The sequence below is a fragment of the Kitasatospora sp. NPDC034023 genome (genome assembly GCF_055575795.1).
In genome coordinates this window covers 104,469-131,181 of record NZ_JBVIRY010000009.1, presented here as the reverse complement: position 1 = coordinate 131,181, position 26,713 = coordinate 104,469, and the positions used below count along the sequence as shown (strand labels likewise).

Below are 26,713 nucleotides of genomic sequence, written 5' to 3'. Positions count from 1 at the left end.
TGGAGTTCCCGTATGTCCAACGCCCTGTCCCGCCGCACCCTGATGCGCTCCCTCGCCGGTGTCGGCGTCGGTGCCCTCACCCTCGGCCTCACCGCCTGCGACCCCAACGGCGTCGAGGACGTCGACCCCACCGTGCCGCCCCAGCAGCCCGGCGGCGCCCCCGGCGGCACCCCCGGGGTGCGCCGCTTCGGCGCCGAGTGGGACAAGCACCTGCGCACGGTGATGTCCTGGCCGGCCTCCGAGAACGTCTGGGGCGACCAGCTCCCGGACGTCCGCCGGGACGTCGCCGGCCTGGCCCAGGCCATCGCCGCCCGTGAACCGGTCGTCCTGATGGCCCGGCCCGAGCAGAAGGACGCCGCGCAGAAGGCCTGCGGCTCGGCCGTCGAGGTGGTGCCGATCGCCGTCGACGACCTGTGGGCCCGGGACACCCTGCCGGTGTTCGTCGAGGAGGGCGGCAGGGTCAAGGGGGTCGACTTCAACTTCAACGGCTGGGGCGGCAAGCAGCAGCGCGGCAACGACTCCAAGGTCGCCCGGGCGGTGCTGGCCAAGTACGGCGTCGAGCGGATCGAGACCCGGCTGGTCGCCGAGGGCGGCTCCTTCGAGACCGACGGGCAGGGCACCCTGATGGTCACCGAGAGCTCCGTCGTCAACGACAACCGCAACCCGGGTATGAGCCGGGACCAGGTCGAGGCCGAGCTGAAGAGGCTCCTCGGCGTGACCAAGGTGATCTGGCTGGCGGGTGTCAAGGGCAAGGACATCACCGACGCCCACGTCGACTGCCTGACCCGCTTCGCCGCCCCCGGCGTGGTCCTGCTCGACCAGGCCTTCCCCGGCAGCCCGGCGGACGTCTGGTCCCGCTCGGCCGACCAGGCGCGCGCCGTCTTCCGGGACGCCACCGACGCGACCGGCAGGAAGCTGCAGGTGGTGGAGCTCCAGCAGCCCGACCCGGACCGGATCACCGGCCGCGGCGACGCCTTCGTCTCCTCGTACATGAACTTCTACATCGGCTCGAAGGGCGTCTACCTGCCGAAGTTCGGCGACGCCAGGGCCGACGAACGGGCGCAGCAGATCCTGAAGCAGTACTTCCCGAGCCGGGAGATCGTCCCGGTGAAGATCGACGCGATCGCGGCCGGCGGCGGCGGCATCCACTGCGCCACCCACGACATCCCCGCTCTCGGCTGACCGGACGGGCCGGCGCGGGGGCGTGCGGACGGGCTCCGGGACCGGCCACCGTTCGGGGCAGGGTCCGGTCGGCGGACCGGACCCTGCCCCGTCGAACCGGCCCGGAGCGTCCCCCGTCACGGGCCGGAACCGGCCGCGCCCGCCGCCTCGGCCTCGGCCTCGGCGCGCTTGCGGCGCTCGACGCGGGTGCAGGCCACGACGGTGAACGTCAGGCACGCCGCGATGATGCCCTCAGCCCAGAAGAAGGCCAGGTAGTCGATGAGCGAACCGATCGGGGGCGAGCCGGGCGCGGCGTTGCGCATGCCGATGAGCGCGAAGAGGGTCGCGGCCATCCACCCGAGCGAGGGCCACACCATCCCCTGCCGCCCCCGGTAGAGCACCTCGGCCCCGGCCATCACCGCCAGGGCGAGCGCCCACATGGCCGCGATCATGAACCAGGCCAGGATGAAGGTGCTGCGCGCCCTGGTGACCGTGCCCTCCAGGACGATCGCTCCGGACGGGTGCGGGGTGCTGGTCGGGTGGACGACGAAGAACGGGTCGGCGTCCACGAAGACCACGCCGACGGGGATGCCGCCGGTGGTGTCCGCGGCCGCGAACGACAGCGCGAAGTGGTGGCGGTCGAAGGGGTAGTCGGTCACGGTGCCGTCGTAGAAGTTGGCCGGCACGGGCTGGGGCGTCGCCGCCTCCCCCGGCGCCGCCCGCAGCTCGGTGCGGACCGCCGACTGGACGGTGATCACGACCTGCCGGCTGAAGGCGGAGGTGCCCGGCCCCGCCGCGAGGCCACCGTGCGGGACGGGTACGACGAAGAGGGTGAGATCGCCCGTCCCGGGGTTGATGTCCTGGGAGGTGACGTCCAGTTCGATCCAGTCGCTGACGCCCGGGAGGGCCAGTTCATGGGCCTGCTGCCGGGTGTCGCGCTCGTTCAGGTACAGCGCGACGCCGGCCGAGCACAGCACCGCCACGATCAGCAGGGCGAGGAGGAGGCGGTTGCCGCGCCGCCGCGACGCGCTCACGCGCCGGTGGCCGGCTGCTGCTGGGTGGCGCAGTGGATGCCCCCGCCGCCGGCGGCGATGTGGTTGATGCCGACCAGGGTGACCTTGCGGCCCGGGTGGAGGTCGCCGATGATGCCGGCCGCCTGGTCGTCGGCGGCCTGGTCGCCGAAGCGCGGCACGATGACGCCGCCGTTGCAGACGTAGTAGTTGATGTAGGTGGCGAGGAAGTTCTTGCCCGCGCCCTGGATCAGGTCGACGTCGGGCTCGGGGAGGTCGACGACCTTGAGCGTGCGGCCTTTGGCGTCGGTCGCGGACCGGAGCACCTGGAGCGCCTGCGCGGAGGCGGCGGTCCAGACGTCCGGCGGGGTGCCGGCGGCGGGGCGGTGCAGGACGACGGTGCCGGCCTCGGCGAAGCGGGCGAGGGCGTCGACGTGGCAGTCGGTGATGTCCTGCCCGGCGACGCCCTTGAACCAGATCACCTTCTCGACGCCGAGCAGGTCCTTGAAGCTCGCCTCGATCTGCTCGCGGGACTTGCCGGGGTTGCGGTTGTCGTTGACCCAGGCGCTCTCGGTGGCCATCAGGGTGCCCTCGCCGTCCACCTCGATGCCGCCACCCTCACCGGTGATCGGCGCCTGGAGGCGGGTGGTGCCGTAGTGGGCGAGGAGGTTGCGGGCGACCTGGCCGTCGTTGGCGTGGGTCTGCTTGTTCCCCCAGCCGTTGAAGTCGAAGTCGACCCCGGCGAGCCCCTGCGGGCCGGTGACGAAGGTCGGGCCGGTGTCCCGGGCCCACAGGTCGTCGACCGTCAACTCGAGCACCTCGACCGAGGGCCCGCAGGCCTGCCGGGCCTGGTCGGCCTGGTCGGGGCGGGCCAGCAGGACCACCGGTTCGAAGCCGGCGACGGCCTGGGCCAGGCCCGCGATGTCCTGCCGGACGCCGGGCAGTTGGTCGCCCCACACCTCCTCCAGCGCGGGCCAGGCCATGAAGGTGCGGGTGTGCGGCTGCGACTCGGCCGGCATGGTCCGCCCGGCGGCGGCCGGGCTGCCCGCCGGGGCCGCGCCCGAGGCCGTGGCGCTCGGGCCGGGCTGCTCATCGCCGCCACCGGAGGAGCAGCCGCCGAGCAGGGCCAACGCGGCGAGCGCGGCCCCGGATTGCAGGAGCGAGCGGCGGGACGGCCGGGGGTGAGCCATGAGTCCTCGTTCCGTTGGGTGTCGGCTTCGGCTCCGCACGCTACTGACAGGAAGGTCAGGATCCGGCGCGGCACGCATCCGCCGTTCGGGGGAGTCCGCTCCCGGGGTGAACCAGGCGAGGACGGAGGTGTTGCGGGACCGGGGCCGTTCTTCCGGGCCGTCCTTCCGGAGCCGTCGAGCCTGGTCACCCTCGACGGCACCCCGCTCCACTCCGAACCCGCCGACACCGTCCCGCTGAACCGCCTCTACTTCCTGTGAGGCGAACGCCTCCCACCGGGATCGAGGAGCCGCTCGGCGGCACCCGGCCGGCCGACTCCTCGAGCGAGGACCGTGCATCCTGTCCGCGCGGGCGGCCGGCCTACCCATCCCCGCCGCGAACCCGGCCGGAGGAAGCGGCGGCGGCCGGGCCGAACCCGAGAGGCGGTGGGCCCGGCCGCCGCCGATACTGGGGCCGCGACCCCCGGGAGGAACCATGGACTACGGGATCGGAGTACGGCTCGACCGGCCGTACGCACAGACGGTCGAGGCGGTCACCGCCGCCCTCAAGGAGCAGGGCTTCGGCATCCTGACCACCATCGACGTCCGGGCGACCCTGCGCGAGAAGATCGGCGCCGAGATCGAGGACTACCTGATCCTCGGCGCCTGCAACCCCGCCCTCGCCCACCGGGCGCTCGAGACCGACCGCCGCATCGGACTGCTGCTGCCCTGCAACGTGGTCGTCCGCGCGGACGGCGACGCCACCGTGGTGGAGGCCGTCGACCCGAAGACGCTGGTCGCGCTGGCCGGCCCCGACGGCGGACTGGGCGAGGTCGCAGACGAGGCGGCCCGGCGGCTGGGCGCCGCCCTCGACACCCTGCGCGGCTGAGGGAACACATCATGACGCCGATGTAGGGAGCAGACCATGACCGGACCCGTCGTCGTCGGCTTCGACGGCTCACCCGAGAGCCTCACCGCCACCGCCTGGGCCGCCCGCGAGGCGCAACGCCGCGACTGCCCCCTGCGCCTCCTCCAGGCCTGGCCCTGGCCGCACCGGGACGTGGCCGGCAGCGAGCGGACGCACCAGCGATCGGTGGAGCAACTCGCCGCCCGAGAATCCGAGTTGCGCGCCGCCGTCGAAGTCCCGGTCAGCTCCTCGCACGTCCCCGCCGCCCCGGCCGAGGCCCTGGAGGACGCCGCGCGCGACGCCGTCCTGCTCGTGCTCGGCTCCCGCGGCCTGGGCGCCGTCCGCGGTTTCCTGGTCGGCTCGGTGAGCCAGGAGGTGCTGCGCCGGGCCGCCTGCCCGGTGGTGCTCGTCCGGGCCGGCGAGGACGAGCCGGACGGCCCCGTGCTGGTGGGCCTCGACCTCGCCCATCCGGCGGACGACGTGCTCGCCTTCGCCTTCGACGCCGCCGCCCGACGCTCGGCCCCGCTGCGCGTCGTGCACGTCTGGTCCCCGCCGGTCGGCACCGAGTACATGGCCTTCGACGCCATCGGCGGCCTCCAGGAGGAACTCTCCTCCGCCGAACGGACCCGCTTCACCGAGCTGCTGGAGCCCTGGCGGGCCCGCCGCCCCGAGGTGGAGGTGACGACCGACCTGATCCGCGGCAGCGCCGGCGTCGCCCTCGTGGACGCCGCCGCCACCGCCCGTCTGCTCGTCGTCGGGCGGCGCGTCCGGCGCACCCTGCTCGGCACCCACCTCGGCCCGGTCGCCCACTCGGCGATCCACCACGTGCACTGCCCGGTCGCTCTCGTCCCGCATGACTGACCCGACTGCGGGTAACCGGGCCGTGGGTCAACCGCACGGTGGGTGAACCGAACCCTCGACCGGCCTGCCGACCGGCCCGCCCCGGGGCTCACCCGGACAGCCTGGCCGGAATGCCCGCCGTGACGGAAGTGCGCAGGCTGCTGACACGGACCGGGCTACGCGAAGAAGCCCGGGACACGGCTCAGGGAGGACGACATCGACGGGACACGGCAGGTGGGCTCCGACGGGGGCGGGACCGCGCGGGTGCTCGCGCGGTGCGCGCTGCTGGCCGCGGTCGGTGCCGTGGTCGTGCTGCTGCTCGCCCTGTGGGACGGCGGCCTGGAGGTGGTGGTGGCCGGGTTCGTGGAGCTGGTGGTCTGGGCGGCCGGCGTCTGGTGGTTCCTGGCGTACCGGGGCGCGGTGCGGGTGGTGGGCGCGCTGCTCGCGATCTCGGCGCCGATCGCCGTCGTGGTGCTGTTCGTCTACCACGACCTGTGGCCGACGGCGCTGCTGCTGATCTTCTGCTGGGGCACGGCGCTGGTCCTCGGCCGGGTGGCGCTGCGCCGCGCGCGCCCGACCGAGACGGCGCGGGCGGCCGCCGCGCCCCGGCCCCAGCGGCCGGTGCTCATCATGAACCCGAAGTCCGGGGGCGGGAAGGTCGGCCGTTTCGGGCTGGCCGAACGGGCGGAGCAACTCGGCGCCCGGGTGGTCCTGCTCGACCCCGACGCCCACGCCGACGTCGCCGCGCTCGCCCGCGAGGCGGTGGCCGGCGGTGCCGACCTGCTCGGCGTCGCGGGCGGCGACGGCACCCAGGCCCTGGTCGCGGCGGTCGCCGCCGAGCACGGACTGCCGTTCCTGGTGATCTCCGCCGGCACCCGCAACCACTTCGCCATGGACCTCGGCCTCGACCGGTCCGACCCGGCGCGCTGCCTCGACGCGCTGACCGACGGCGAGGAGCTGCGGATCGACCTCGGCGAGGTCGCGGGCCGGCCCTTCGTCAACACCGTCTCCTTCGGGGTGTACACGGACGTCGTGCAGCACCCCGAGTACCGCGACGCCAAGGCGGGCACGGCGCTGAACCTCCTGCCGGACCTGCTGGTCGGCGAGGGCGTGCGGCGGGTCGACGCCCGGGCGGACGGCCCGGCGGACAGCCCGGCGGACGGCCCGGCGGACGGCACCGCGCCCACGGCGCTCTCGGACCAGCAGGCGCTGCTGGTCAGCAACAACCCGTACGGCTCCCCCGACGACCTGGACAGCGGCGGCCGCCGGCCCCGCCTCGACACCGGCGAGCTGGGCGTGGTGGGCCTGCGGGTGGAGGGCGCGGCGCAGGCCGCCGACCTGGCCGTACGGGGCTCGCAGTCCACCGGCCTGACCGTGCTGACCGCGCGTCGGGTCGAGGTGACCTCCGACGAGAAGGAGATCCCGGTGGCCGTCGACGGTGAGGCGCTGCGGTTGCCCACGCCGGTGGTGTGCACGACGCGTCCCGGGGCGCTGCGGGTCCTGGTGCCGCGCAACCGCCCCGGCGTCGTCCCCGTCACGCCTCGGGTGGACTGGCGGCAGCTGGCCACGCTCGCTTTCGGCCACGGCGAGCCGGACTCCGTGGGACGGGACGCCGAAGAACGGGACACGGCGGCACGGGACACGGTGGGACGGGGCGCCGAGGAGCGCGACGGCGAGGCGAGGTCCCGTGCCTGACCGGAACGCCTCTGCGGCGGGGGTGCTCACCGACCTCCGCGCGATCGACGGGGCCCTGTACGCGGCGGTGGCCGCCACCCCCACCCCGGCCCTGGACTCCGCGCTGCGGCGGCTGTCCCGCGCGGCCGACCACTCGAAGATCTCGCTGACCGTCGCCGCCGGCCTTGCCCTCCTGCCCGGCAGGCCCCGGCAGGCGGCCGTGGTCGGGGTCACCGCCGTCGCGCTGGCCTCCGTGGCGGCGAACCTGCTCGGCAAGCAGGTGGTCCACCGGCGCCGGCCCGACCGGGAGCGGGCCCAGGTGATCGTGGCACGGCAGGTGAGGATGCCGAAGTCGGCCTCCTTCCCGTCCGGGCACACGGCGTCGGCGACGGCCTTCGCCACCGCCGTGGGCGTGGTGCTGCCTCCGGCGGCGGTCCCGCTCGGGGCGCTGGCGGTCGCCGTCGGCTACTCCCGCGTGCACACGGGCGTGCACTACCCCGGCGATGTCGCGGCCGGCGCGGTCCTCGGCTTCGCGGCCGCGGCGGCGGCCCTGGCCGTCGTGCACGTGCCGCTGCGGCTCGCCGGCCAGTGAGCGACCCGCGCCCGGAGCCGTCCGACCGGGACGAACCGCCGTCCTGGCTCTCCGAGCGCCGCAGGTCCTCGGTGAGTGCGGCCGTCGCGGCGGGCGCGGCAGCGCTGCTCCTCGGCGTCGACAGCAGCTGGGACCTGCTGTCGGGAGCGGACACGGGCGTCCTGGTGCTGTTCGCCTACCTCCTGCCGTACCTCGTGCTCACGTCCACCGCCTTCTCGACCGCGTCGCCGGAGCGGGTGCGCGGCTGGGCCGGGGAGGAGCGGGGCACCGTACTGCAGCGCTACCTCCTGGGGACGGCGCCCGGGCCGGGCGTCTCGCTCTTCATCGCCACCGCCGCGCTGCTGGTCGCGGTGGCGTGGCTCCCCGGGCACCTCGGGTCCGGGCTCGGCCCGGTCCCCCGCGCCCTGGTGGCGCTCGCCCTGGTCGCCCTCGCCTGGGTCTGCGTGGCGGTGTCCTTCGCGGTCGCCTTCCAGGCCGACAACCTGGTGGAGGACGAGCGCGCCCTGGAGTTCCCGGACAGCTGGGAGGCCCAAGTCTGGAGCGACTACATCTACTTCGCGCTGGCGATCATGACGACCTTCGGCACGACCGACGTCACGGTGGCCTCCCGGGAGATGCGCCGCACCGTGGCCGCCAACTCGGTCATCGCCTTCGTCTTCAACACCGTCACGGTGGCCAGCCTGGTCTCCGCCCTGAACGGCCTCTGAGGCCGTCGCCCGGCGCCCCGTTCGCCCCGTTCGCCCCGTTCGCCCCGTTCGCCCCATCGTCCTGTCGCCACAGTTGTCGGGCCGAAAGCCCGGTCACCCGCCCAGCGGCGCGGGCAGCGGCCGGGAGTGCAGGATGTCCAGCCGCGAGACCGCCCGGGTCACCACGACGTAGAGCCGGTGCAGGCCGCGCGGTTCGGCCTCGACGATCGCGGCCGGCTCCAGGACCACCACGTGGTCGTACTCGAGTCCCTTGACCAGCGAGGCGGGCAGCACCGTCACCCGGGCGGTGGTGCCGACCTGCTCGGCCGAGGCCGTCGGGATCCCGGCCGCCCGGAGTGCCTCAGCGGCCTGCGCCACCGCAGCGTCCGCCGCGATCACCGCGATCGAGCCCTCGCGCTCCGACGCGGCCCGCACCGCCTCCACCACCGCGCCGCCCAAGTCGGCGGCACCCCGCGGGCTCGCCGCACCGCCCGAGCCGGCCTCGCCGTCCTGGCTCACCCCGTCGACCCTGCGCACCGTCAACTCGCCGTCCCGCCGCAGCGAGACCGCCTGCGGCACGTCCACGTCCAGCGCGCCCAGCACCCGGTTGGCAAGCGCCATCACGGCGGCCGGCACCCGGAAGCCGGTGGTCAGCGCCACCACTGCGGCCTCCGGCTTGCCGAGGTGGGCGAGCTGCTCGGACCAGCTGCGCGCGGCCCAGGGAGCGGTCGCCTGGGCGAGGTCGCCGAGGACGGTAAGGGAGCCGAAGGCGCTGCGGCGGGCGATCGCCCGGCACTGCATCGGGGAGAGGTCCTGGGCCTCGTCCAGGACGACGTGGCCGAAGCCGGCCGGGCGCTCGATCAGGCCGGCCACCTCGTCCAGGAGCATCAGGTCGTGCTCGGACCACTTCGCGCTCTTCTCCGAACGCGGCGGCCGGCGCCACAGGATCGCCGCCTGCTCCTCGGGGCTGAGCACCCCGTCGGCGGCCTCGGCCAACACGGCGGGGTCGCCGAGCAGCCCGGCGACCACGGCCTCCGGGCGCAGGTTGGGCCAGGCCGCCTCCACGAAGGCCGCGACCGGCCTGCAGCGGCCGACCTTCCGCTGCCACACGCCGGACATCACGCCGGCCCGCCGTTCCGCCTGGTCCTGCAGCATCGCCACCACGCGGGTGCGGACGCTCTCCCGGCCGATCGCGTACGGCGGCGCCTGCTCGCGCAGCTCGGCGACCATCCGGTCGAGCCGCTCCGGCGACACCCGCCACCGGTAGGAGCCGTCCGGGACGACGAGCGGCTGCGCGCCCACCGTCCGGATCCGCCCGTACAGCGCCCGGCGCAGCACCGTCGCCATCCGCGCGTCCTGCTTGACCGCAGCAGCCCGCTCGTCGTCCACGGCGGTGACCGGCCGGGTGGCGACCAGGTCCTCGACCGTGCACTGGCCGACGTCGATCTCGCCGAGCGCGGGCAGGACCTCGGCGATGTAGCGCAGGAAGGTCCGGTTGGGGCCGATCACCAGCAGGCCGCCGCGCCGGATCCGCTGCGGGAAGCTGTAGAGCAGGTACGCGGCGCGGTGCAGGCCGACGGCGGTCTTGCCGCTGCCGGGCGCGCCCTGCACGCAGACGGACTCGCTCAGCCCGCCCCGCACCAGCTCGTCCTGCTCGGGCTGGATGGTGGCGACGATGTCCCGCATCGGGCCGGTGCGGGGCCGCTCGATCTCGGCGGCGAGGATGCCGGCCGGACCGCCCCCGGCCGCGCTCGCACCGCTCTCCGCCGTGCCCGTACCGCTGCCCTCCCCGCGCGGCCCGGCCCCGTCGAGGGGTTCGTCCTCCAGCCCGGTGAGCTCCTCCGGCCGGCCGACGCTCCACGGCGCCCAGCCGAACCGGCGGCGCCGCGCGAGCCCGAGCGGATCGTGCGCGCCGGCCTGGTAGAACGCCCGGGAGACCGGGGCCCGCCAGTCGACCACCAGGGGCGGCACCGTCGGGTCCTCGGAGATCCGCTGACGGCCCACGTAGTAGCGCTGCCGCCGGTGGTCCCCGGCCTCCGGGGTGTCGGCGAAGTCGAGGCGGCCGAAGAACGACGGGCTCTGCGGCAGCTCCTTCATCCGCTTGGCACGCGTCCGCAGGTACCGGCCGAGCGCTTCCGCGCTGGCGCCGTCGCCGGAGACGTCCTCTCCGGCGACGACCTGGTGGCTCGCGTCCTCGACCTGCCGGGCCATCGCCGCCCGGCAGTCCTCGACGTAGGCCCGTTCCCGCCGCAGCTCGCCGTCGAGGCCCTGGGCTTCCGGCGCCGCCTGCTGGACTTCCGAGGTCATCGTTCGCGTCCCTTCCCTCGCCACGGGCGCACCCGCTCGTTCGGAATCCAGCATAACTGAACTCAGTAAAGATATTGACTCAGTTATGGATTTGGCGGCGTTCGGGTGTCCGGCGTCCGGCCGTCCGGGTGTCCGGCCGTTCAGGTGTCCGGCGTCCGGATTCCGGGACGAGGGGCGGCGAGGCCGGTTCAGGACACCAGGGGCGCCTCCGCCAGCTCGGTCAGCGTCACGGTGCACAGGCCGCCGCGCTCGGCCCGGACGTCCGTGACCTCCAGCTGCGTGCCCGGCAGCAGAATGAACTCCTCCTCGCCGGTGAACGCCGAGAACCTCTGGATGCCCGCGGCCCGGGCGGGGCGCACCTCGAAGAGCGTCCGCTTGCCGCGGCTGCCGAGGAAGGCCTGCGCCACCCCGAGCTTGGACGTGCAGGAGGAGACGCCCCACCACGTCACCGTCTTGCCGAGCGGGTACTGCCGGCGCAGGTCCAGCGAGACGCCGCGCCAGAGCGGCTCGGTGCGGACGGGCAGCCGCGACACCGCCGCGAACAGCAGCCGCAGGTACGGGAGGTAGGGCACCAGCCGGCCGCGGTCCGGCGAGCGCAGGACGGCGTTGATCTCCCGGTAGAACGCGGACTCGCAGGTGTACAGGTACAGCGCGGCGATCTCGTCGGCGGACAGACCGGCGGCCGCCTCGTCCGCCCGCCGCTTGCCGAAGTCGTGCGACAGCGCCACATGCCGGTCCAGGCCGCGCAGCACCTCGGCGACCGGGGCCGCCGCCTCCCGGAAGCCCATCAGCGGGGTGTCGAACACACCGGTGATGGCGGGCAGGACGAGGCCTTCGTCCTTCACGCTCGCGAGGCGGTCCAGGTAGAGCTGGTGCAGCTCCATGGTGGAGGCGATGAAGGCGCCCATCCGCTCGGCGACCGCGCCGTCCGCCCCGCCACCGCCGTCGGCCGAGTGCGCGTTCCACCCGGTGCTGGGCAGCCAGTCCACCTCCTCGGCGCCGAGCGCGGCGAGGGCCGCGTTGACCGTCGCGAAGTGCTCGCCGTCGCAGAAGATGTCGCCCTGGGCGGCGGGGTTGGCGTGGTCGATGTGCCGGACCTCGACCTCGGGGTACTTCTTCTGCAGCCGCAGCACGACGTTCTTCAGGTTGCGCGCGTGGGCGCCCCACCACGCGAAGACCACGTAGCGGTCCTCCTCGGCGGCCTGCTGCTTGGCCCGGAGGATCTCCTCGACGATCCGCTCGGCGACCGGCCGCCAGAACGCGGTGTGCTGGTCCGGCCCCATCGCGCCGTCGCTGCTGGCGGTCAGCGCGGCGTTCAGCAGCAGCACGCCCTGGGTGAGCATCGCCTGGAACCACTCCGGCGGCTGGACGGTCTCCTGCTCCTTCAGCAGCGCCCGTATGTCGGCGATCGGCGTCTTCTTGGGGATGCCGTACTTCCACATCGCCGCGGCCTTGATGATGCAGCGGATGCTGACCACCCGGCCGAACTTGCTGTCCTTCCAGTCGTGGAAGGTGTTGTCGAACATCGCGATGCCGGTGGCGCTCTCCGGCCGCGGGTACGGGTTCTGACCGAAGACCACCACCTTCCACTTGTGGGGCGCGTGCGGCTTCAGCGCCTGGAAGGTCAGCTCGCGGACGGGGACGACGTCCGGACCGCGGCCCGGGCCGATGAACGAGGCCGCGCCGGACTGTGCCTCGATGACCGGCTTCAGCAACGGGAGCCACGGCTCGCCGCCGCCCGTGAACAGCTCCGCGAGGGCGAGCGGGTCGTTCGGGTCGGGCTGGGTGGCGGGGGTGTCGACAGCGCTCATGGTGGTGCCCTAAGGGTGTGAGGCGGCCCGGCTGGTCGGGGCCGTACGAATGACAGACGGGTGGCAGGCGAACGACAGATGACGATCCGTCAGGCTCCTGGCGGACACCACAGTCCTACCAGCCGGGAGTGACAATCCGGGCCGCCCGGGGCGGCGGCCGGGCGGGCGCCGGTCGGCGCCGACGGATTGTCAGTGGCGCGCGCTAGCTTCGTCGATGTCAGCAGGAACCACCCCCGAACGACAGGAGCTTCAGCATGACCACGGACCGTGCGCAGTCGCCGCTCAAGGTGGTGTTGACCGACCTCAACGCGACGGTGGTCGAGTCCTGGCGGGCGGCCTTCGCCGACACCCCCGGGATAGAGATCCGGCACGCCTCGATCCTCGCCACCAAGGCCGACGCCTGGGTCAGCCCCACCAACTCCCGCGGCCGGATGGACGGCGGGACGGACGCGGCGATCAAGCGCCACCTGGGCGCGGGCATCCAGCTGCGGGTGCAGAAGGCGATCCGCGACGGGCACGCCGGCTCGCTGCCGGTCGGCAGCGCGGTGTGCGTCCCGTCCGGAGCCGTCAACCCGCGGTTCCTGATCTCGGCCCCGACGATGCAGACCTCCTCGCAGAACGTGAGCGAGACCTTGAACGTGGCGCTGGCCTGCGCCGCCGCCTTCCAGGCGGTCCACCGGCAGAACCGGCTGGAGCCGGGCTCCATCCGGTCGGTCGCGCTGGTCGGCCTGGGCGCCCAGACCGGCCGGGTGCCGGCCCGGATCTGCGCCAACCTGATGTGGACGGGCTACACCCTCTTCAACGACCACCACTTCGAGGACGACGACGACCTGCGCGCCACCATCCTCGCCCAGCTGGACGACATCGAGCGGGCCCCCGCCACCGAGCGGGTCCGCATCGCCCCGCCCGCACGCCGGAGTGCCTCGACCCGGACCTCCTAGACTCCGGGTTCGTCGACCCCGGTTCCTCGACCCCGGTTCCTCGACTCCGGTTCCTCGACTCCGGGTTCCTCGACGCGAGTTCCGCTGCCTGGGGGTGTCACGACCGGTCGGCCGGCGTCGATCCGGCGATTCCCGATCCGTCACGTGCCGAAGCCCAGACAAACCTCCCCAAGCCCACCCGGGCGGGTGTTGAATGGCCCTTTCTGAAAATTGCAGCCATCCGCTGGCAGACCGGAAGGAAGGCCTCCCATGCACCCGCCCCGCGACATCGCCTGGCACGAGGGCAGCTGGCTCAACCAGCCCGAGCAGGCGCGGACCGACGGGACCGACCTCCTGGTCACCGCCCGCGGCCGCAGCGACTTCTGGCGCACCACCAGCTACGGCTTCGTCCGCGACGACGGGCACGCGCTGCTCACCGGCTTCCCGCCGGGCAGCGCGACCGAGGTCACCTTCGTCGCCGACTTCGGCGCCCTCTACGACCAGGCCGGCCTGCTGGTCCGGGTCGACCCGCAGACCTGGATCAAGGCCGGGGTCGAGATGAGCGACGGCCTCCCGCACCTGGGCGCGGTCGTCACCCGCGGCGTCTCCGACTGGTCGCTCGCCCCCGTACCCGAGTGGCACGGCAGACGGGTCACCGTCAGAGCCAGCCGCAGCGGGGACGCCGTGACGGTCCGCGCCCGCTGCGAAGACGGCCCCTGGCGCCTGGTCCGGCTGGCGCCGCTGCCCCCGGGAGCAGCGGCGGCGGCCGGACCGTTCTGCGCCTCGCCCGAGCGGGACGGGCTGCAGGTCCGCTTCACCCGCTTCGCCCAGGGACCGGCGGACACGGCACTGCACCTGGCAGACTGACCGCCGATCAGCCAGCCCCAGCGCGGCCGGCCCCCTCCGCCCACCGGAGCCGCCCCCGTGACCACCCTCCAGCTCGGCGTCGACGCGGGCGGCAGCCGCACCCGCGCCGTCCTCCTCGACACCGTCGGCACGCCGCTCGGCCGGGGCGAGAGCGGCGGCGCCAACCCCGCCGGGCAGGACCCGGCCCGCACCGTCGAACACCTGGCCGCCGCCGTGTCGGCCGCACTCGGGCGCCGCGATCCGGCCCGGGTCGCGGCCTGCCTGGTCGGCCTGGCCGGGTACGGGGCGCTGGCCGACCAGGACGGTTTCGCCCGGCGGACCCGCGCCGCCCTCGGCCTCCACTGCCCGGTCCGGCTCGTCCCGGACACCGTCCCCGCCCTGGCCTCCGGCGGCGTCACCGACGGCCGGGGCGCCGTGCTGATCGCCGGGACGGGCACGATCTGCGTCCGCTTGGACGGCACCCGCACGCTCGCCCGCCACGGCGGGCTCGGCTGGCTGCTCGGCGACGAAGGCGGCGGCTTCTGGCTCGGCCGGGAGGCCCTTCGGCACGCGCACGCCGACCCGGACGGCCCGCTCGGCACCGCCGTCCGCGCCCACTGCGCCGCCGACTCCCCCGACGGGCTGCTGCGGTGGGCCTACGACGGCCCGCCGCGCCGGCTCGCCGACCTCGCCCCGCTGGTCTCCCGGCTGGCCGCCACCGGCGACGCCACCGCCCTCGCGATCGCCCGCACCTGCGCCGGCCACCTGGCCGCGCTGGTCCGCGCCACCGCCGTGCCCGCCGAACCGCTCGTCCTCACCGGCTCGGTGGCCACCTCACCCGGCCCGATCCGGCAGCACCTCCTCCACCACCTCGCCGACCTCGCCCCGCGCCTGCCGAGCACCGACGCGGCCACCGCCGCCGCCCGCCTCGCCGGCCGCCTGGCCCGCCGAACCCCCTGATCGCCCGCCCGCCGCTACTCCAGCAGGCTCCCCATGTGGCCGTCGTCGATCCGGATCGGCCAGAAGTGCGTCTCGGACGCGAACGCCTCCGGGTCCAGCGCGCGCAGGGCTTCCTCGGCCGCACAGTCCAGCAGTTCCCGCGGGTGGAAGGCCTCCCAGGGCACCGGTGCGTGCCCGCCGTCCCAGTGGCGCCGGTCGGCGCGCAGGCGCTCGTACGTCCAGACCACGTAGAGCATGGCCGAGACGTCGCGGTGCAGGTACGCGGCGGGCTCGCCGTCGTCGAACCAGGCCGGGAGTTCGAGGCGGCCGGTGGCGCCGTCGAGCGCGATGGTGACGTCGTACGGCCAGTCGCCGAAGGCCAGGAACTCGCCCTGGTAGTCGCGGCGGTACTCCTCGCCGTACTCGGGGTCATCGGGTTCGAAGGAGTCCGGGAAGGTCTCCGCCATCGTGAACAGCGGCCCCACCGGGTCGATCCGGAAGATCCCCCGGGTGGAGACCGGCAGGCCGAGCCCGGTGAGCAGCCGCCGGGTCGGGGCGTGGCTGAGCACCGCCGGCAGGTCGTCCTCGTGGAAGCGCCGGACGGTGCCGTCGGTGAGCACCGCGAGGTCCTCGACCAGGGCCGCGTCGATGGCGTACCGCAGGCCGTCCGGCTCGCCCGGCAGCGCTCCCCAGGCGAGGGCCCGGACCCGCGTCGCCGTCTCCCAGTGCGCCGGCCGGTCGTCCGTCCGCCGGAACAGCTCCGGATCGGCCTGGCGCATCCGCTCCAGGGAGATCCGGACGGCCTCGGCGACCGTCTCCGGGCCGCGCGGCTCGAACTCCTCGCCGTCCTCGGGCTCGTACGGTTCGTCGGCGCCGGCCGTGACGGCCTCGACCTCGATCATCAGGGCGACCAGCGACTCCAGACCGCTGGCGAGCAGGTCTCGCCGCAGGGCACCGGAATGGTCCTGGCAGGCCAGGTACACCTCGCCGGTGGCCCCGTCGAGCAGCACATCCGCGAGGTTGCCCCCGTACCGGTCCTCGTACCGCGCCTCCCCCAGCACGATCAGGGTCTCGGCGCCTTCCTCCCGGAACTCGTCGTACCAGGTCGCGGCCGTCCGCAAGGGCTCGTACCAGGACGCCGCCAGGTCCAGGTACGCGAAGGAGCGGGGCAGGCCCCCGGCCGCCAGCCGCTCGCGGCTCGGCCCGTGGGTGAGCCCGGCGGGCAGCTCCCGAAGGCCCACCACGTCCGCACGCGCCTCCGCACTCCCCGCCGCGTTTGTCTCCACCACGGCACACCCCCTCCTCAACCGCGCTCCGACGGACGATCTTGCCTCCGACGCGCCCGACCATAGCCGACAGCACCGACAACCGGCCCGGCCGTCCTCGCCGCCCCCACCTGTGGCCCTGCGCAGCGGACCTCGAGGCAACGGTGAAGGGCAGCCCCACCTGTACGCCGTCACCAACGACCGGCACCTGCTGACCTTCAGCGGCGTCACCGCACGCGCGAGCGACGGTGCACCGCCACACGGCCCACGGCCCGTCAACTTCACGCCGCTCCAACGGAAATGGCATGCACGCCACTAGCCAACCGGTCAGTAGCACCCCTACCGTCGACTCCCCGTGGCTTCGACGGAGGAGTCCGCCTTGCGCCTACGCCCCCACCCCCTCCGATTCCCGGCCGCCGCCCTCGCGTCGGCCCTGCTCGTCATCGCTGCCCTGACCACCGCCCCCACCGCGGCGGCCGCCCCCACCACCCCCACGACAACGAGCGCCGCCGCCGGCGACTACTGCGGCGGCCACTGCGCCGACATCCTGCCGCCCGGTGAGAACGGCAACGCCACCCTCGCCGACATCCTGCTCAACCGGATGTTCGGCGCCCGCCCCGCCCACACCGACGACCAGCTCGGCCCGTACGCTTCGCTCGCCTCCGGCTACCCCGGCCTCACCGACGCCAAGCTGCGCGACTTCTTCAACGACGCCTCCTTCGGCGTCCCCGCCGACCAGGTCGCGAGCAGCACCAGCCCCCGGTCGGACGTCACGATCGTGCGCGACAAGGCCACCGGCGTCCCGCACATCACCGGCACCACCCGCTACGGCACCGAGTTTGGCGCGGGCTACGCCGCCGCCCAGGACCGGCTCTGGGTGATGGACCTCTTCCGGCACGTCGGGCGCGGCCAGCTGTCCGGCTTCGCGGGCGGGGCAGCCGCCAACCGCCAGCTGGAGCAGAGTTTCTGGCAGGCCGCGCCGTACACCGAGGCGGAGCTGCAGCAGCAGATCGACGCGATCGCCGCCCGCGGCGGCCGGGCCACCCAGGCCCTCACCGATGCCAACGCCTACCTCGACGGCATCAACCAGTACGCCAAGGAGTCCTACAACGCCCGGACCTTCCCCGGCGAGTACGACCTGACCGGGCACATCGACCCGATCACCAACGCCGGGTCGATCGAGCCCTTCAAGCTGACCGACCTGGTCGCCCTCGCCTCCGTGGTCGGCGCCCTGTTCGGCTCCGGAGGCGGCAACGAACTCGCCTCCGCCCAGGTCAAGTCGGCCGCCGAGGCCCGCTACGGCAAGGACGCCGGGGATGCGGTCTGGAAGTCGCTGCGCGAGGCCGACGACCCCGAGGCCGTCCAGACCCTGCACGACGGGCAGAGCTTCCCGTACGCGACCGTGCCCGACCAGCCGCAGGGCGAGGCGCTGCCCGACCCCGGCTCGGTGGTGCCCGAGCGGATGATCTACGACGCCGGCGGCTCGGCGAACACCGCCGCGACGAAGGCGGACGGGGTGCTCCCCGGCAATCTGCTCACCGCCAAGCACGGCATGTCCAACGCCCTGCTGGTCTCCGGCGCGCACACCGACGACGGCCACCCGGTCGCCGTGTTCGGCCCGCAGACCGGCTACTTCGCCCCGCAGCTGCTGATGCTCGAGGAGATCCAGGGCCCCGGGATCAGCGCGCGCGGCGCCGCCTTCGCCGGTCTGAGCTTCTACGTGCAGCTCGGCCGCGGCCAGGACTACGCCTGGAGCGCCACCTCCGCCGGCCAGGACATCACCGACAGCTACGCCGTCCCGCTCTGCACCACGGACGGCTCACCGGTCACCACGGCCGCCGGCTCCTACCTCTGGCACGGCCAGTGCCTGCCCTTCGACCGGCTGGAACGCAAGAACGCCTGGAGTCCGACCACCGCCGACTCCACCGCGGCCGGCTCCTACACCCTGGTGATGTACCGCTCGAAGTACGGCCTGGTCACGGCCCGCAGCACGGTCGGCGGCGCACCCGTCGCCTTCACCGCGCTGCGCTCCACCTACCGCCACGAGGCCGACTCCATCATCGGCTTCCAGGAGCTCAACGACCCCGGCGCGGTGCACGACGCGGCGAGCTTCCAGCAGGCCGCGCAGGACATCAACTACACCTTCAACTGGTTCTACGCCGACTCCCGCGACATCGCGTACTACAACTCCGGCAGCAATCCGGTGCGCGCGCCGGGGGTCGACGCCGGACTGCCGGTCCGCGCCGAACCCGGCTACGAGTGGGCGGACTTCGACCCCGCCACCAACACCGCCCGGTACACCCCGGCGGCCGAGCACCCGCAGTCCGTCGACCAGGACTACTACGTCTCCTGGAACAACAAGCAGGCGAACGGCTACACCTCGGCCGGTTTCGGCAACGGCTCAGTGCACCGCGGCAACCTGCTCGACGACCGGGTGAAAACACTGCTGCGGAGCGGCGGCAAGGTCAGCCGGGTCTCGCTCACCCAGGCCATGGAGGGCGCCGCGCTCGCCGACCTGCGGGCCGAGGACGTGCTGCCCGACCTGGTCCGGGTACTGCGCAGCGCGCCGGTCACCGACCCGGCCACCCTCACCGCCCTGCAGCAGCTGGAGGCCTGGCTCGCCGACGGCGCGCAGCGGAAGGAGACCTCACCCGGCAGCCACGCCTACGCGGACGCGGCCGCGATCCGGGTGCTGGACGCCTGGTGGCCGCTGGTGTCCGAAGGCGTCATGCGGCCCGGCCTCGGCGACCAGCTGTTCGCCGCGCTGACCGGCGCCCTGCAGATCAACGAGTCGCCCTCGGGCGGGCAGACCGGTCCCGGCGGCGGCCCGGTGAGCGCCAACGAGGGCATCCCCCACAAGGGTTCGGCCTTCCAGTACGGCTGGTGGAGCTACCTGGACAAGGACCTGCGCGCCGTCCTCGGCGACCAGGTGAAGGGCCCGCTGGCCCGCCCCTTCTGCGGCGGGGGCGACCTGACCGCCTGCCGGGGCGTCCTGCTGGACACCCTCAAGCGCGCGGCCGCCCAGACCCCGGCCCAGGTCTACCCGGGCGACGCGGACTGCTCGGCCGGCGACCAGTGGTGCGCCGACACCATCATCCAGCGCCCGCTGGGCGGCGTGACGGACACCAAGACCACCTGGCAGAACCGCCCCACCTACCAGCAGGTGGTGCAGTTCCCCAGCCACCGCTGAGCCACTGCTGGACCTGAACCAGCCCCGCATCACCCGACGGCCGCCGGCACCCCCACGGGGAACCGGCGGCCGTCACTTCACCCGATCGGCGGCGACCCTCGCGTCGCCCCGCAGGTTGTTCGCCTCGTCGCGCAGCCGCCGGCCCGCGACCGCGTACGTCCGACAGGTGGCGTTGGTGGTCATCCGTTCGGCCATCGCACCGACCAACTCCCCGGCACTGTCCACCAGCTCGGCGAGCGCGCCCAGCAGTGCCGCCTCCTCCGGCCCCGGCACCTTGTCCCGTACGCTCTCGCGGGCCTTCGGCTGCGCGTTCTCCCGCAGCTGCCGCCGCGCCTCGCCGATCGCCTCCACCATCGCCCGTACGCCGCTGTCCATCGTTCCCCCGATTCCTGTCCGACCCGACTCTCGACCGGCTCTCGACCTCGACCAGCCCTCGACCGGCCCTCGACCGGCCCGGTGAGTGTGCCCGCGCGCACCGGAATCACAAACCCCACCCGGTAGCACCTGAAACACCATTAGGCTGCTTACATGGCAACAGCAGACTCTCTCGCAACCGGCCAGCGCTCCCTCGGCGACCCCGACCTCGACTACCCGCTCTGGCCCCCGCTCACCGCGGGCTGCCCGCGCACGAGCACCGGGGACGTCTCCTACCCCGTCGAGGTCGACTACGCCTACGACAAGGCCGACCCGGCGAGCCTCTTCGCCCCCGCCCCGACCCGCGGCGGCCTGGAGCGCTGGGCCCCGCTGCTGCCGCCGCTGCTCGCGCCGGGCCTGGGCGAGGGCGCCACGCCGCTGGTCGAGATCGAGCCCGGGGTGTACGTCAAGGACGAGTCGCGCAACCCGACCTGGAGCCACAAGGACCGGCTGAACCGCTGCACCGTCAGCGCCGCCGTGGGTGTCGGCGCGCCCGGCATCGCGGTCGCCTCCTCCGGCAACCACGGCGCCTCGGCCGCCGCCTACGCCGCCCGCGCCGGGCTGCGCTGCGTCGTGTTCACCGGCCCCGACCTCCCGCCGAACGTCGACGCCTTCCTCAACGCCTACGGCGCGGTGGTCCTCCCGGTGCCGTGGGAGGCGCGCTGGCCGCTGCTGCGCCAGGTCGTCGACCGGCTCGGCCTGCACCCGGTCAGCAACCTGACCACCACCCACACCGGGCACACGTACGGCCCCGAGGGCTACAAGACCGTCGCGTACGAGATCTTCCAGGACGTCGGCGTCCCCAGCGCCGTGTTCGTCCCGACCGGGTACGGCGAGCTGCTCTTCGGCGTCTGGAAGGGCTTCGCCGAGCTGCGCCGCCTGGGCCTGACCGACCGGGTGCCGCGCATCCACTCCTGTGAGGCGGCGGCCTCCGGCCCGCTGGCCCGGGCCCTCGAGCAGGGTCTCCCGGCCGCCCGCGTGACGGTCAGTCCGAGCAACGCCTACTCGATCGCCTCCCCGGTGAGCGGCTACCGCGGGGTGGTCGCGGTCCGGGAGAGCGGTGGCCGGGCGCTGACGCTGGACGATCACAGCCTCGCCGACGCGCAGCGCGAGCTGGCCCGCGCCGGCCTGTGGACCGAGCTGTCCGCGGCGGCCGGCCTGGCCGGGCTGCGCAGCCTCGGTGAGCCGGATCTGTCGGACGGCCCGGTGGTGTGCGTGTCGACCTCCAGCGGCTTCAAGGACCGGGGCGTCGGCACCCGGCGGACCGAGCCGGTCGCCCCGGAGTGGGAGGCGGTCCTCCGGCGCCTGCGGGCCGCCGGGGTCACCAGCGAGAACACCTAGTCCTTCACCGCGCGCCCGAGGTAGGTGACCTGGGGCCGGGCGGCCGGGGAGAGCACGAAGTCGACCAGCGGCGGGATCTCCTCGTCGGTGATCCGGCCGCCGCGGCGGGCCAGGACCGCCCGGACCAGGTTGAGCGGGTTCCGCGGCTTGAACTCGCGGACGTCCTGGTTGCGCAGCCCGTGCCGGGCGAGCGCGGCGGCGACCTCGGCGGGGGTGCGCAGCCGGTCGGCTCGGTAGCGGCCGGGCGGCATGATCCGGGTCATCGGGATGGCCTGGAAGGCGCCGAGGTAGACCAGCCGGGCGAGGGCGGTGCGGCTGACGGTGTCGTAGACCAGGGTGGCGCCGGGGGCGAGCACCCGGGCCGCCTCGCCGAGGACCCCGTCCAGGTCGCCGGTCACCTCCAGGGTGTCGGCGCAGTAGACCAGCTCGAACTCGCCGTCACCGAAGGGCAGTTCCTCGGGCTGTGCGACCAGGTCGGTGATCGTGAGGCCGTCCCGCCGGTGGGCGGCCCGGGCGTGTCCGGTGGCCACCGGGGACGGGTCGACGGCGGCCACCCGGAAGCCGAGCCGGGCCAGTCCGGCCGCCGGGAGTCCGCGCCCGCCGCCGATCACCAGGGCGGGGCGGCCTTCGCCGCGGGGGGCGACTTCGGCGAGGTACTCCATCCGGACGGCCTGGAAGGACAGGGCGCGGATGTGCCGGCCGTCGATCGCCTCCGGGGACGCCGCGTCGAGCTCGATGTGCGGGGTGGTGCCCATGGCTGAACTCCCTCGGGACGCTCACGAAACATTCAGGTTCCCTGAGGGAACTTATCAGGGATGGGTTTCCTCGGGGAACCCAACTACCCTGGTCGCCATGACCCGCACCTCGCTCGCCGACGTCGCCTGCTCCATCGCCCGCGCCACCGACCTGTTCGGCGACGCCTGGACGGCGCTGATCATGCGGGACGTCCTGACCGGCATCCACCGCTTCGACGACCTCGCCCACGACCTGGGCATCTCCCGCAAGGTCCTGGCCGCCCGGCTGGCCCGACTCGTCGAGGAGGGCGTACTGGTCCGCGAGCAGTACCAGGAGCACCCGCCGCGCGAGGAGTACCGGGCCACCGAGAAGGGCGCCGAGCTGCACTCCGTGCTGATGGCACTGATGGCCTGGGGCGACCGCTGGTACGCGGGCGAGGCCGGCCCGCCGGCCCGGATCCGCCACCTGGACTGCGGGCACGACACCACGCCCGTGACGGCCTGCGGCCACTGCGGCGGGCCGGTCACCGCCGCCAACACCACCGAACTGCCCGGCCCCGGCGGCCGGATCGGCCCCGGCACCCGGGTCCTCGGCCCGCTCCTCGTCGCCCGCGCCAGGCCGTAGGGCCGCCGCCCGCGCCAGGCCGTACGGCCACCGCCGGCGCCAGGCCGCGACGAACGATGCGCCCCGACCGGCGGCCGCCCGGGGCCTGCTGTTCGCCGGGCCGTCCGCCGACGTAGGGCCGACGTAGGGTCGGCGTTCGCCGAGCGCCCGCAGGCTGGCAACCCTCCGCCAACTCCCCCCACCCGTGGAAGGGTTGCCACCGTGTCGCGTTCCCCCCGCCGCCTGCTGCCGCTGGCCGTCGCCGTCGCGGCGGTGCCCGTGCTCGCCCTGCCCGCCGTCCCGGCCGCAGCGGTGACGTACGGCACCCCGACGATCACCCTCTCGGCCGGTTACCTCTCCGGCGCGGTCGGCGCCACCGGCGACCCGACCGTGACCGTGACGGTCGCGCAGAGCGGCGCCTCGGCCTCGGCGCTGGCCGTCGCCGCCTCGGCCACCACCCGCAGCACCGTGGCCCGCACCGGCGACGTCACGGTCACCGGCACCGGCGGCGCCCGCACCCTGGCGGTCGCCGCCCAGGGCGTCGGCTACACCGACCTGACCATCAAGGTCACCGGCCTGGGCGGCAAGAGCGCCACCCGCACCCTGCACTACGCGGCCTCCGCCGCCGTCCGGTACTCCGCCACCAGCCGCTACCTCACCGGCTCCAGCGACGCCTCGGCCGCCGTGGACGCGGGCGGCGGCTACATCGTGGTCGGCGACGACGAGTCCAACACCCTGCGCCTGTACGACCGCAACAACTCCGGTGCCCCGGTGCGCACCTGGGACTTCAGCACCGCCCTCGGCGTCTCCAAGGAGATCGACATCGAGGCCGCCACCCTGGTCGGCAACACCATCTACTGGACCGGCTCGCTTGGCAACAACAAGGACGGCGTGGTCAAGCCCGACCGGCAGACCGTCTTCGCCACCACGATCACCGGCTCCGGCGCCACCACCCAGCTCTCGCTGGCCGGCCAGTACCACGGCCTGCGCGACGACCTGATCGACTGGGACTCCGCCAACGGCGACCGCTACGGCTTCGCGGCCGGCGCCGCCGACGGCCAGGTGCCCAAGCAGATCGACGGGTTCAACGTCGAGGGCCTGGAGTTCGCCCCCGGCAGCACCAGCACCGCCTACGTCGGCTTCCGCGCGCCGCTCACCCCGGCGGTCACCGGCGGCCGGGCGCTGCTGGTGCCGGTCACCAACTTCCCGTCCCTGCTGAACGGTTCGGCCGCGCACGCGGCCTTCGGCGACCCGATCGAACTGGACCTCGGCGGGCTCTCGGTCCGCGACATCCGCCGCAACGACCTCGGCCAGTACCTGATCGTGGCCGGCTCCTGGGCCGCCGAGGACAACTCCGCCCCGTACGCGCTCTACCGCTGGGACGGCCGGGCCGGCTCCCAGCCGGTCAAGCTGATCGACCTGCCGACCGGCGACTACGGCGCCTGGGAGGCCGTCCCGGACGTCCCGAACCTGGACACCCCGGGCGCCGCCGCGCAGCTGATCACCGACGACGGCTCCGCCGACCTCTACCAGGACGGCACCAACGCCAAGGACCTCACCCACCCCGAGTGGAAGAAGTCCCGCAGCACCTGGTTCACGCTCAACTGACGCCGCCCCGGGCCCCTCGGCATCCACACCGAGGGGCCACGCCAAGATCCTCATGCCGAGGGCCCCGCAGCGAGGGGCCGGCCCGCATCGGACCAGGCTCGGACCTTGTGCCAGGACAGCACCCAGGCCCCGTCCTCCACCGCGTAGGCACCGAACAGAGCGGGCGCCTCGGCCCGCATCGGCTCGCCGATCCGCCCGACTCCGCCCCCTGCCCCTCCCCCGGCCCCCGCTACACCGTGGTCCGGGCCCGGCGCACCAGCCACCAGGTCACCGCCAGGGCGACCACGAACAGCCCGAGGTTCAGCCCGTTCTCGATCAGGTGGAAGGTGCCCAGCCGGCTCGCCGGCTGCAGGCTCTGCTGGATGCCGGTCAGCCCGTGCTCCCGGAGGCAGGAGGTGAAGGCCGCGGCCCGCCCGTCGAGGATGTTGCCGCACCACTGCCCCATCACCTCGTTGTACGGGTGGAGGTGCCCGGCCGCGTCGACGAACGGCGGCTTGCCGCCGTCCAGCAGCAGTTCGTTGGCCACCGGCGCGAACGGGTCGATGCCCTCGCCCCGCTCGGCCGCGAGCGAGATCGTCCGGGTCGCCGGGTCCATCAGGTGCGGCCGCAGCTGCTCCATCAGCATCGTGCGTGCGCCGAAGGCCCCGAGCACCACCACGAACGCGGGCAGCAGCCGGCGCAGCGCCGCCCCCACCGCCACGCCGACCATCCCCCAGGCGAGGGCGAGGGTGAGCGGCAGCCAGCCGCCGGCCTGGAACAGTGTCCCTTCGAACAGGCTGCGCCGGGCACCGAGGTGGACGAGGTTCGCCACGTGCAGGCACTCGGCGGCGAGCACGGCGGTCAGCACGCCGAGGACGGTGCCGAGCACGGCGAGCTTGCCGAACAGCCACCGCAGCGGGCTGATGTCCTGGGACCAGGCGAGCAGTACGGTGCGGTGCTCGTACTCCTTGGCCAGCAGCGGCACCCCGACGAACATGCCGAGCATCGCGGGCAGGAAGACGACCAGGTTGAGCTGGTAGCCGGCGATGTCGGCGCCGTGGTTGATCCTGGCGAGCCGGTCGTCGGCGACGGCCTTGGCGCAGTCCGGCCCGTGGCACAGGTCGAGCGCGTGCTGCAGGTCGGCGGCGTTGACGACCATCCAGGCGAGGACGGCGGCCGTGAGGAGGGCGGCGCCGATCAGCTGCCCGCGGTGCTGGCGCCAGGTGAGCCAGAGGATGCCGCGCCACAGGTTCCCCCGGGCGGCGGGCGCGGGCCGGGTGGCGGCGGCGGGCGGCGGGGTGGTGGCGGGGGCGCTCACCGTCCGGTCTCCCCGAGGGAGGCCTTGAGGTAGCCGAGCACGATGTCCTCCAGGGTGACGGGGTGGCCGGTCCAGCCGGGCGCGTCGAGCGGGGTCGCCGCGCCGAGCAGGGTGCGCACCACGAAGGTGGACTGCCGGGCGGTGTGGTTCTCGTGGACGGTCTCCCCCTCGACGGGCGGCCGTTCGGCCCGCGGGCCGCTCAGCCGGACGTGCTGGGCGAGGAGGTCCTCGACGTCGCCGTCCAGGATGTTCCGGCCGTGCGAGAGGAGCAGCAAGTGGTCTCCCACGCCCGCGAGTTCGGCGACGACGTGGGTGGACAGCAGCACCGTCATGCCGGTCTCGGCGACCTCGCCGAGCAGTTCGCCGGTGACGGCCTTGCGGGCGACCGGGTCAAGGTTGGCCAGCGGCTCGTCCAGCAGGAGCAGCGACGGGCAGGCGCCGAGCGCGACGGCCAGCGCGACCTGCGCCTGCTGGCCGCCGGAGAGCTTGTCGCAGCGCCGGTCCAGCGGGATGTCGAACCGCTCCAGCCAGCCCAGCGCGCGGGCCTGGTCCCAGACGTGGTTGGTGTGGCGGCCGAAGTTCAGCATGTCGGTGACCTTGAAGTCGCGGTAGAGCGGCTTGTCCTGCGAGAGCAGCACCACCCGGCCGTCCGTCCGGTACTCGCCCGCGGTGGGTTCGAGCATGCCGCTGACGATGCCCAGCAGGGTGGACTTGCCCGCGCCGTTGGCGCCGACCAGCGCGACCACCCCGCCGGCCGGGAGCGTGAAGCTGCAGTCGTCCAGGGCGGTCACGCCCCGGTACCGCTTGGTCAGCCCGCGTACCTCCAGGGCCGCGGTCACGCCTTCGCCCCCTGGTGCGCGGCCGCCTGGCGTGCGTCGCGCTCGGCGGCGGCCGACTCCTCGGCGAGCACGGCGGTGACCAGGGCCTTGACGTCCTCGTCCTCCAGCCCGGCCGTGCGGGCCTCCGCGACCCAGCGGGCGAGCCCGGTGCGCAGCCGCGCCATGTCGTGGGGTTCGACGGCGCCGAGCGAGCCGGTGACGAAGGTGCCGGAGCCCTGCCGGGCCTCGACCAGGCCGCCGTGCTCCAGCTCGCGGTAGGCCTTGAGCACGGTGTTGGCGTTGACCGTGCACGAGACGACGACGTCGCGGACGGCCGGAAGGCGGTCACCGGGCTTGAGCAGTCCCAGCCTGAGCGCTTCCCGTACTTGCTTTACGAGTTGCGCATAGGCCGGGAGGCTGTCCGTCCGGTCCACATGGAATTCGATCACGGGGCGTCTCCTCGGTGGATGAGGTCCTGAGGCCTGCCCCTGAATTGTTATGGTCTAGTAGAACACCAGTCAACCACTACAGCGAAACACTTTCCGATCAGCGCCGTGCAGTGCCGTGCAGCGCCGAGCAGCGC

At 74.1% G+C, this 26,713-nt stretch carries 23 protein-coding genes; 13 read left to right on the top strand and 10 right to left on the bottom strand.

Annotated features, from left to right (window positions below):
- Positions 1 to 12: 12 nt before the first annotated feature.
- On the top strand, positions 13 to 1,182 hold the full coding sequence (locus ACZ52R_RS15805; RefSeq protein WP_465753598.1) for an agmatine deiminase family protein: 1,170 nt from the start codon (positions 13 to 15) through the stop codon (positions 1,180 to 1,182).
- 116 nt (positions 1,183 to 1,298) lie between these two features.
- Here ACZ52R_RS15805 and ACZ52R_RS15800 read toward each other — a convergent pair whose 3' ends face one another.
- Both ACZ52R_RS15800 and ACZ52R_RS15795 read right to left on the bottom strand, forming a co-directional pair.
- Positions 1,299 to 2,195, bottom strand: a complete 897-nt coding sequence (locus tag ACZ52R_RS15800; RefSeq protein ID WP_360498960.1) for a DUF4436 family protein — start codon at positions 2,193 to 2,195, stop codon at positions 1,299 to 1,301.
- Positions 2,192 to 3,361 (bottom strand): agmatine deiminase family protein, encoded by a 1,170-nt coding sequence (locus ACZ52R_RS15795; protein WP_465753597.1) that lies wholly within the window; start codon positions 3,359 to 3,361, stop codon positions 2,192 to 2,194. The genes ACZ52R_RS15800 and ACZ52R_RS15795 overlap by 4 nt, the downstream gene beginning before the upstream one ends.
- Positions 3,362 to 3,833: 472 nt before the next feature.
- Between ACZ52R_RS15795 and ACZ52R_RS15790 the strand changes: the two genes are divergently transcribed.
- The 5 genes from ACZ52R_RS15790 (at position 3,834) to ACZ52R_RS15770 (ending at position 8,057) form a co-directional block, all read left to right on the top strand.
- The gene (locus tag ACZ52R_RS15790) at positions 3,834 to 4,226 is read left to right on the top strand and encodes a DUF302 domain-containing protein (RefSeq protein ID WP_465753596.1); all 393 of its coding nucleotides are present in this window, start codon (positions 3,834 to 3,836) and stop codon (positions 4,224 to 4,226) included.
- Between the two features lie 36 nt (positions 4,227 to 4,262).
- A complete protein-coding gene (locus ACZ52R_RS15785; protein ID WP_465621348.1) occupies positions 4,263 to 5,105 on the top strand; it encodes a universal stress protein in 843 nt (280 codons plus the stop codon).
- Positions 5,106 to 5,318: 213 nt separating this feature from the next.
- Positions 5,319 to 6,779, top strand: coding sequence for a diacylglycerol/lipid kinase family protein (locus tag ACZ52R_RS15780; protein WP_465753595.1), 1,461 nt, complete (start codon positions 5,319 to 5,321; stop codon positions 6,777 to 6,779).
- Entirely contained in the window at positions 6,772 to 7,350 is a 579-nt protein-coding gene (locus ACZ52R_RS15775; RefSeq protein ID WP_465621344.1) for a phosphatase PAP2 family protein, read from the top strand. Before ACZ52R_RS15780 ends, ACZ52R_RS15775 begins: the two co-directional genes overlap by 8 nt.
- A complete protein-coding gene (locus tag ACZ52R_RS15770) occupies positions 7,347 to 8,057 on the top strand; it encodes a DUF1345 domain-containing protein (protein WP_465621342.1) in 711 nt (236 codons plus the stop codon). The genes ACZ52R_RS15775 and ACZ52R_RS15770 overlap by 4 nt, the downstream gene beginning before the upstream one ends.
- A 93-nt stretch (positions 8,058 to 8,150) precedes the next feature.
- On the opposite strand, the gene ACZ52R_RS15765 is transcribed toward ACZ52R_RS15770, so the two are convergent.
- Both ACZ52R_RS15765 and ACZ52R_RS15760 read right to left on the bottom strand, forming a co-directional pair.
- Entirely contained in the window at positions 8,151 to 10,343 is a 2,193-nt protein-coding gene (locus tag ACZ52R_RS15765) for a HelD family protein (RefSeq protein WP_465621340.1), read from the bottom strand.
- A gap of 188 nt (positions 10,344 to 10,531) precedes the next feature.
- Positions 10,532 to 12,154, bottom strand: a complete 1,623-nt coding sequence (locus ACZ52R_RS15760; RefSeq protein ID WP_465621339.1) for an ADP-ribosyltransferase domain-containing protein — start codon at positions 12,152 to 12,154, stop codon at positions 10,532 to 10,534.
- Between the two features lie 254 nt (positions 12,155 to 12,408).
- Between ACZ52R_RS15760 and ACZ52R_RS15755 the strand changes: the two genes are divergently transcribed.
- The 3 genes from ACZ52R_RS15755 to ACZ52R_RS15745 all read left to right on the top strand — a co-directional run bounded on the left by ACZ52R_RS15755 (position 12,409) and on the right by ACZ52R_RS15745 (position 14,880).
- Positions 12,409 to 13,095 (top strand): macro domain-containing protein, encoded by a 687-nt coding sequence (locus ACZ52R_RS15755; protein ID WP_465753594.1) that lies wholly within the window; start codon positions 12,409 to 12,411, stop codon positions 13,093 to 13,095.
- Positions 13,096 to 13,344: 249 nt separating this feature from the next.
- On the top strand, positions 13,345 to 13,941 hold the full coding sequence (locus tag ACZ52R_RS15750) for a DUF1349 domain-containing protein (protein ID WP_360498944.1): 597 nt from the start codon (positions 13,345 to 13,347) through the stop codon (positions 13,939 to 13,941).
- Between the two features lie 57 nt (positions 13,942 to 13,998).
- Positions 13,999 to 14,880: an N-acetylglucosamine kinase gene (locus ACZ52R_RS15745; protein ID WP_465621335.1), complete on the top strand. Its 882-nt coding sequence runs from the start codon at positions 13,999 to 14,001 to the stop codon at positions 14,878 to 14,880.
- Positions 14,881 to 14,894: 14 nt separating this feature from the next.
- Here the strand turns inward: ACZ52R_RS15745 and ACZ52R_RS15740 are convergent, their stop codons facing one another.
- Entirely contained in the window at positions 14,895 to 16,148 is a 1,254-nt protein-coding gene (locus ACZ52R_RS15740; RefSeq protein ID WP_465753593.1) for an SUKH-4 family immunity protein, read from the bottom strand.
- A 355-nt stretch (positions 16,149 to 16,503) separates the two neighbouring features.
- Between ACZ52R_RS15740 and ACZ52R_RS15735 the strand changes: the two genes are divergently transcribed.
- Positions 16,504 to 19,314 (top strand): penicillin acylase family protein, encoded by a 2,811-nt coding sequence (locus ACZ52R_RS15735; RefSeq protein ID WP_465753592.1) that lies wholly within the window; start codon positions 16,504 to 16,506, stop codon positions 19,312 to 19,314.
- A gap of 72 nt (positions 19,315 to 19,386) precedes the next feature.
- On the opposite strand, the gene ACZ52R_RS15730 is transcribed toward ACZ52R_RS15735, so the two are convergent.
- Positions 19,387 to 19,689 (bottom strand): hypothetical protein, encoded by a 303-nt coding sequence (locus ACZ52R_RS15730; RefSeq protein ID WP_465621330.1) that lies wholly within the window; start codon positions 19,687 to 19,689, stop codon positions 19,387 to 19,389.
- A 153-nt stretch (positions 19,690 to 19,842) separates the two neighbouring features.
- On the opposite strand from ACZ52R_RS15730, the gene ACZ52R_RS15725 reads away from it, so the two are divergent.
- A complete protein-coding gene (locus ACZ52R_RS15725) occupies positions 19,843 to 21,069 on the top strand; it encodes a threonine synthase (protein ID WP_465753591.1) in 1,227 nt (408 codons plus the stop codon).
- Here the strand turns inward: ACZ52R_RS15725 and ACZ52R_RS15720 are convergent.
- Positions 21,066 to 21,824: a class I SAM-dependent methyltransferase gene (locus ACZ52R_RS15720; RefSeq protein ID WP_465753590.1), complete on the bottom strand. Its 759-nt coding sequence runs from the start codon at positions 21,822 to 21,824 to the stop codon at positions 21,066 to 21,068. The two genes, ACZ52R_RS15725 and ACZ52R_RS15720, sit on opposite strands and share 4 nt — an antisense overlap.
- Positions 21,825 to 21,921: 97 nt before the next feature.
- On the opposite strand from ACZ52R_RS15720, the gene ACZ52R_RS15715 reads away from it, so the two are divergent.
- Complete coding sequence (locus ACZ52R_RS15715; protein ID WP_360498933.1) at positions 21,922 to 22,428, top strand: winged helix-turn-helix transcriptional regulator; 507 nt, start codon at positions 21,922 to 21,924, stop codon at positions 22,426 to 22,428.
- A gap of 252 nt (positions 22,429 to 22,680) precedes the next feature.
- Positions 22,681 to 24,015 carry a hypothetical protein gene (locus ACZ52R_RS15710; protein WP_465753616.1) on the top strand — a complete coding sequence of 445 codons (1,335 nt, stop codon included), beginning with the start codon at positions 22,681 to 22,683 and terminating at the stop codon, positions 24,013 to 24,015.
- Positions 24,016 to 24,244: 229 nt separating this feature from the next.
- Here ACZ52R_RS15710 and ACZ52R_RS15705 read toward each other — a convergent pair whose 3' ends face one another.
- The 3 genes from ACZ52R_RS15705 to ACZ52R_RS15695 are packed head-to-tail and all read right to left on the bottom strand — an operon-like array spanning position 24,245 to position 26,579.
- Positions 24,245 to 25,312 carry a hypothetical protein gene (locus tag ACZ52R_RS15705; protein WP_465753589.1) on the bottom strand — a complete coding sequence of 356 codons (1,068 nt, stop codon included), beginning with the start codon at positions 25,310 to 25,312 and terminating at the stop codon, positions 24,245 to 24,247.
- Positions 25,309 to 26,151: an ABC transporter ATP-binding protein gene (locus ACZ52R_RS15700; RefSeq protein ID WP_465753588.1), complete on the bottom strand. Its 843-nt coding sequence runs from the start codon at positions 26,149 to 26,151 to the stop codon at positions 25,309 to 25,311. Before ACZ52R_RS15700 ends, ACZ52R_RS15705 begins: the two co-directional genes overlap by 4 nt.
- Complete coding sequence (locus tag ACZ52R_RS15695; RefSeq protein WP_465621323.1) at positions 26,148 to 26,579, bottom strand: GntR family transcriptional regulator; 432 nt, start codon at positions 26,577 to 26,579, stop codon at positions 26,148 to 26,150. The genes ACZ52R_RS15700 and ACZ52R_RS15695 overlap by 4 nt, the downstream gene beginning before the upstream one ends.
- Positions 26,580 to 26,713: the final 134 nt, after the last annotated feature.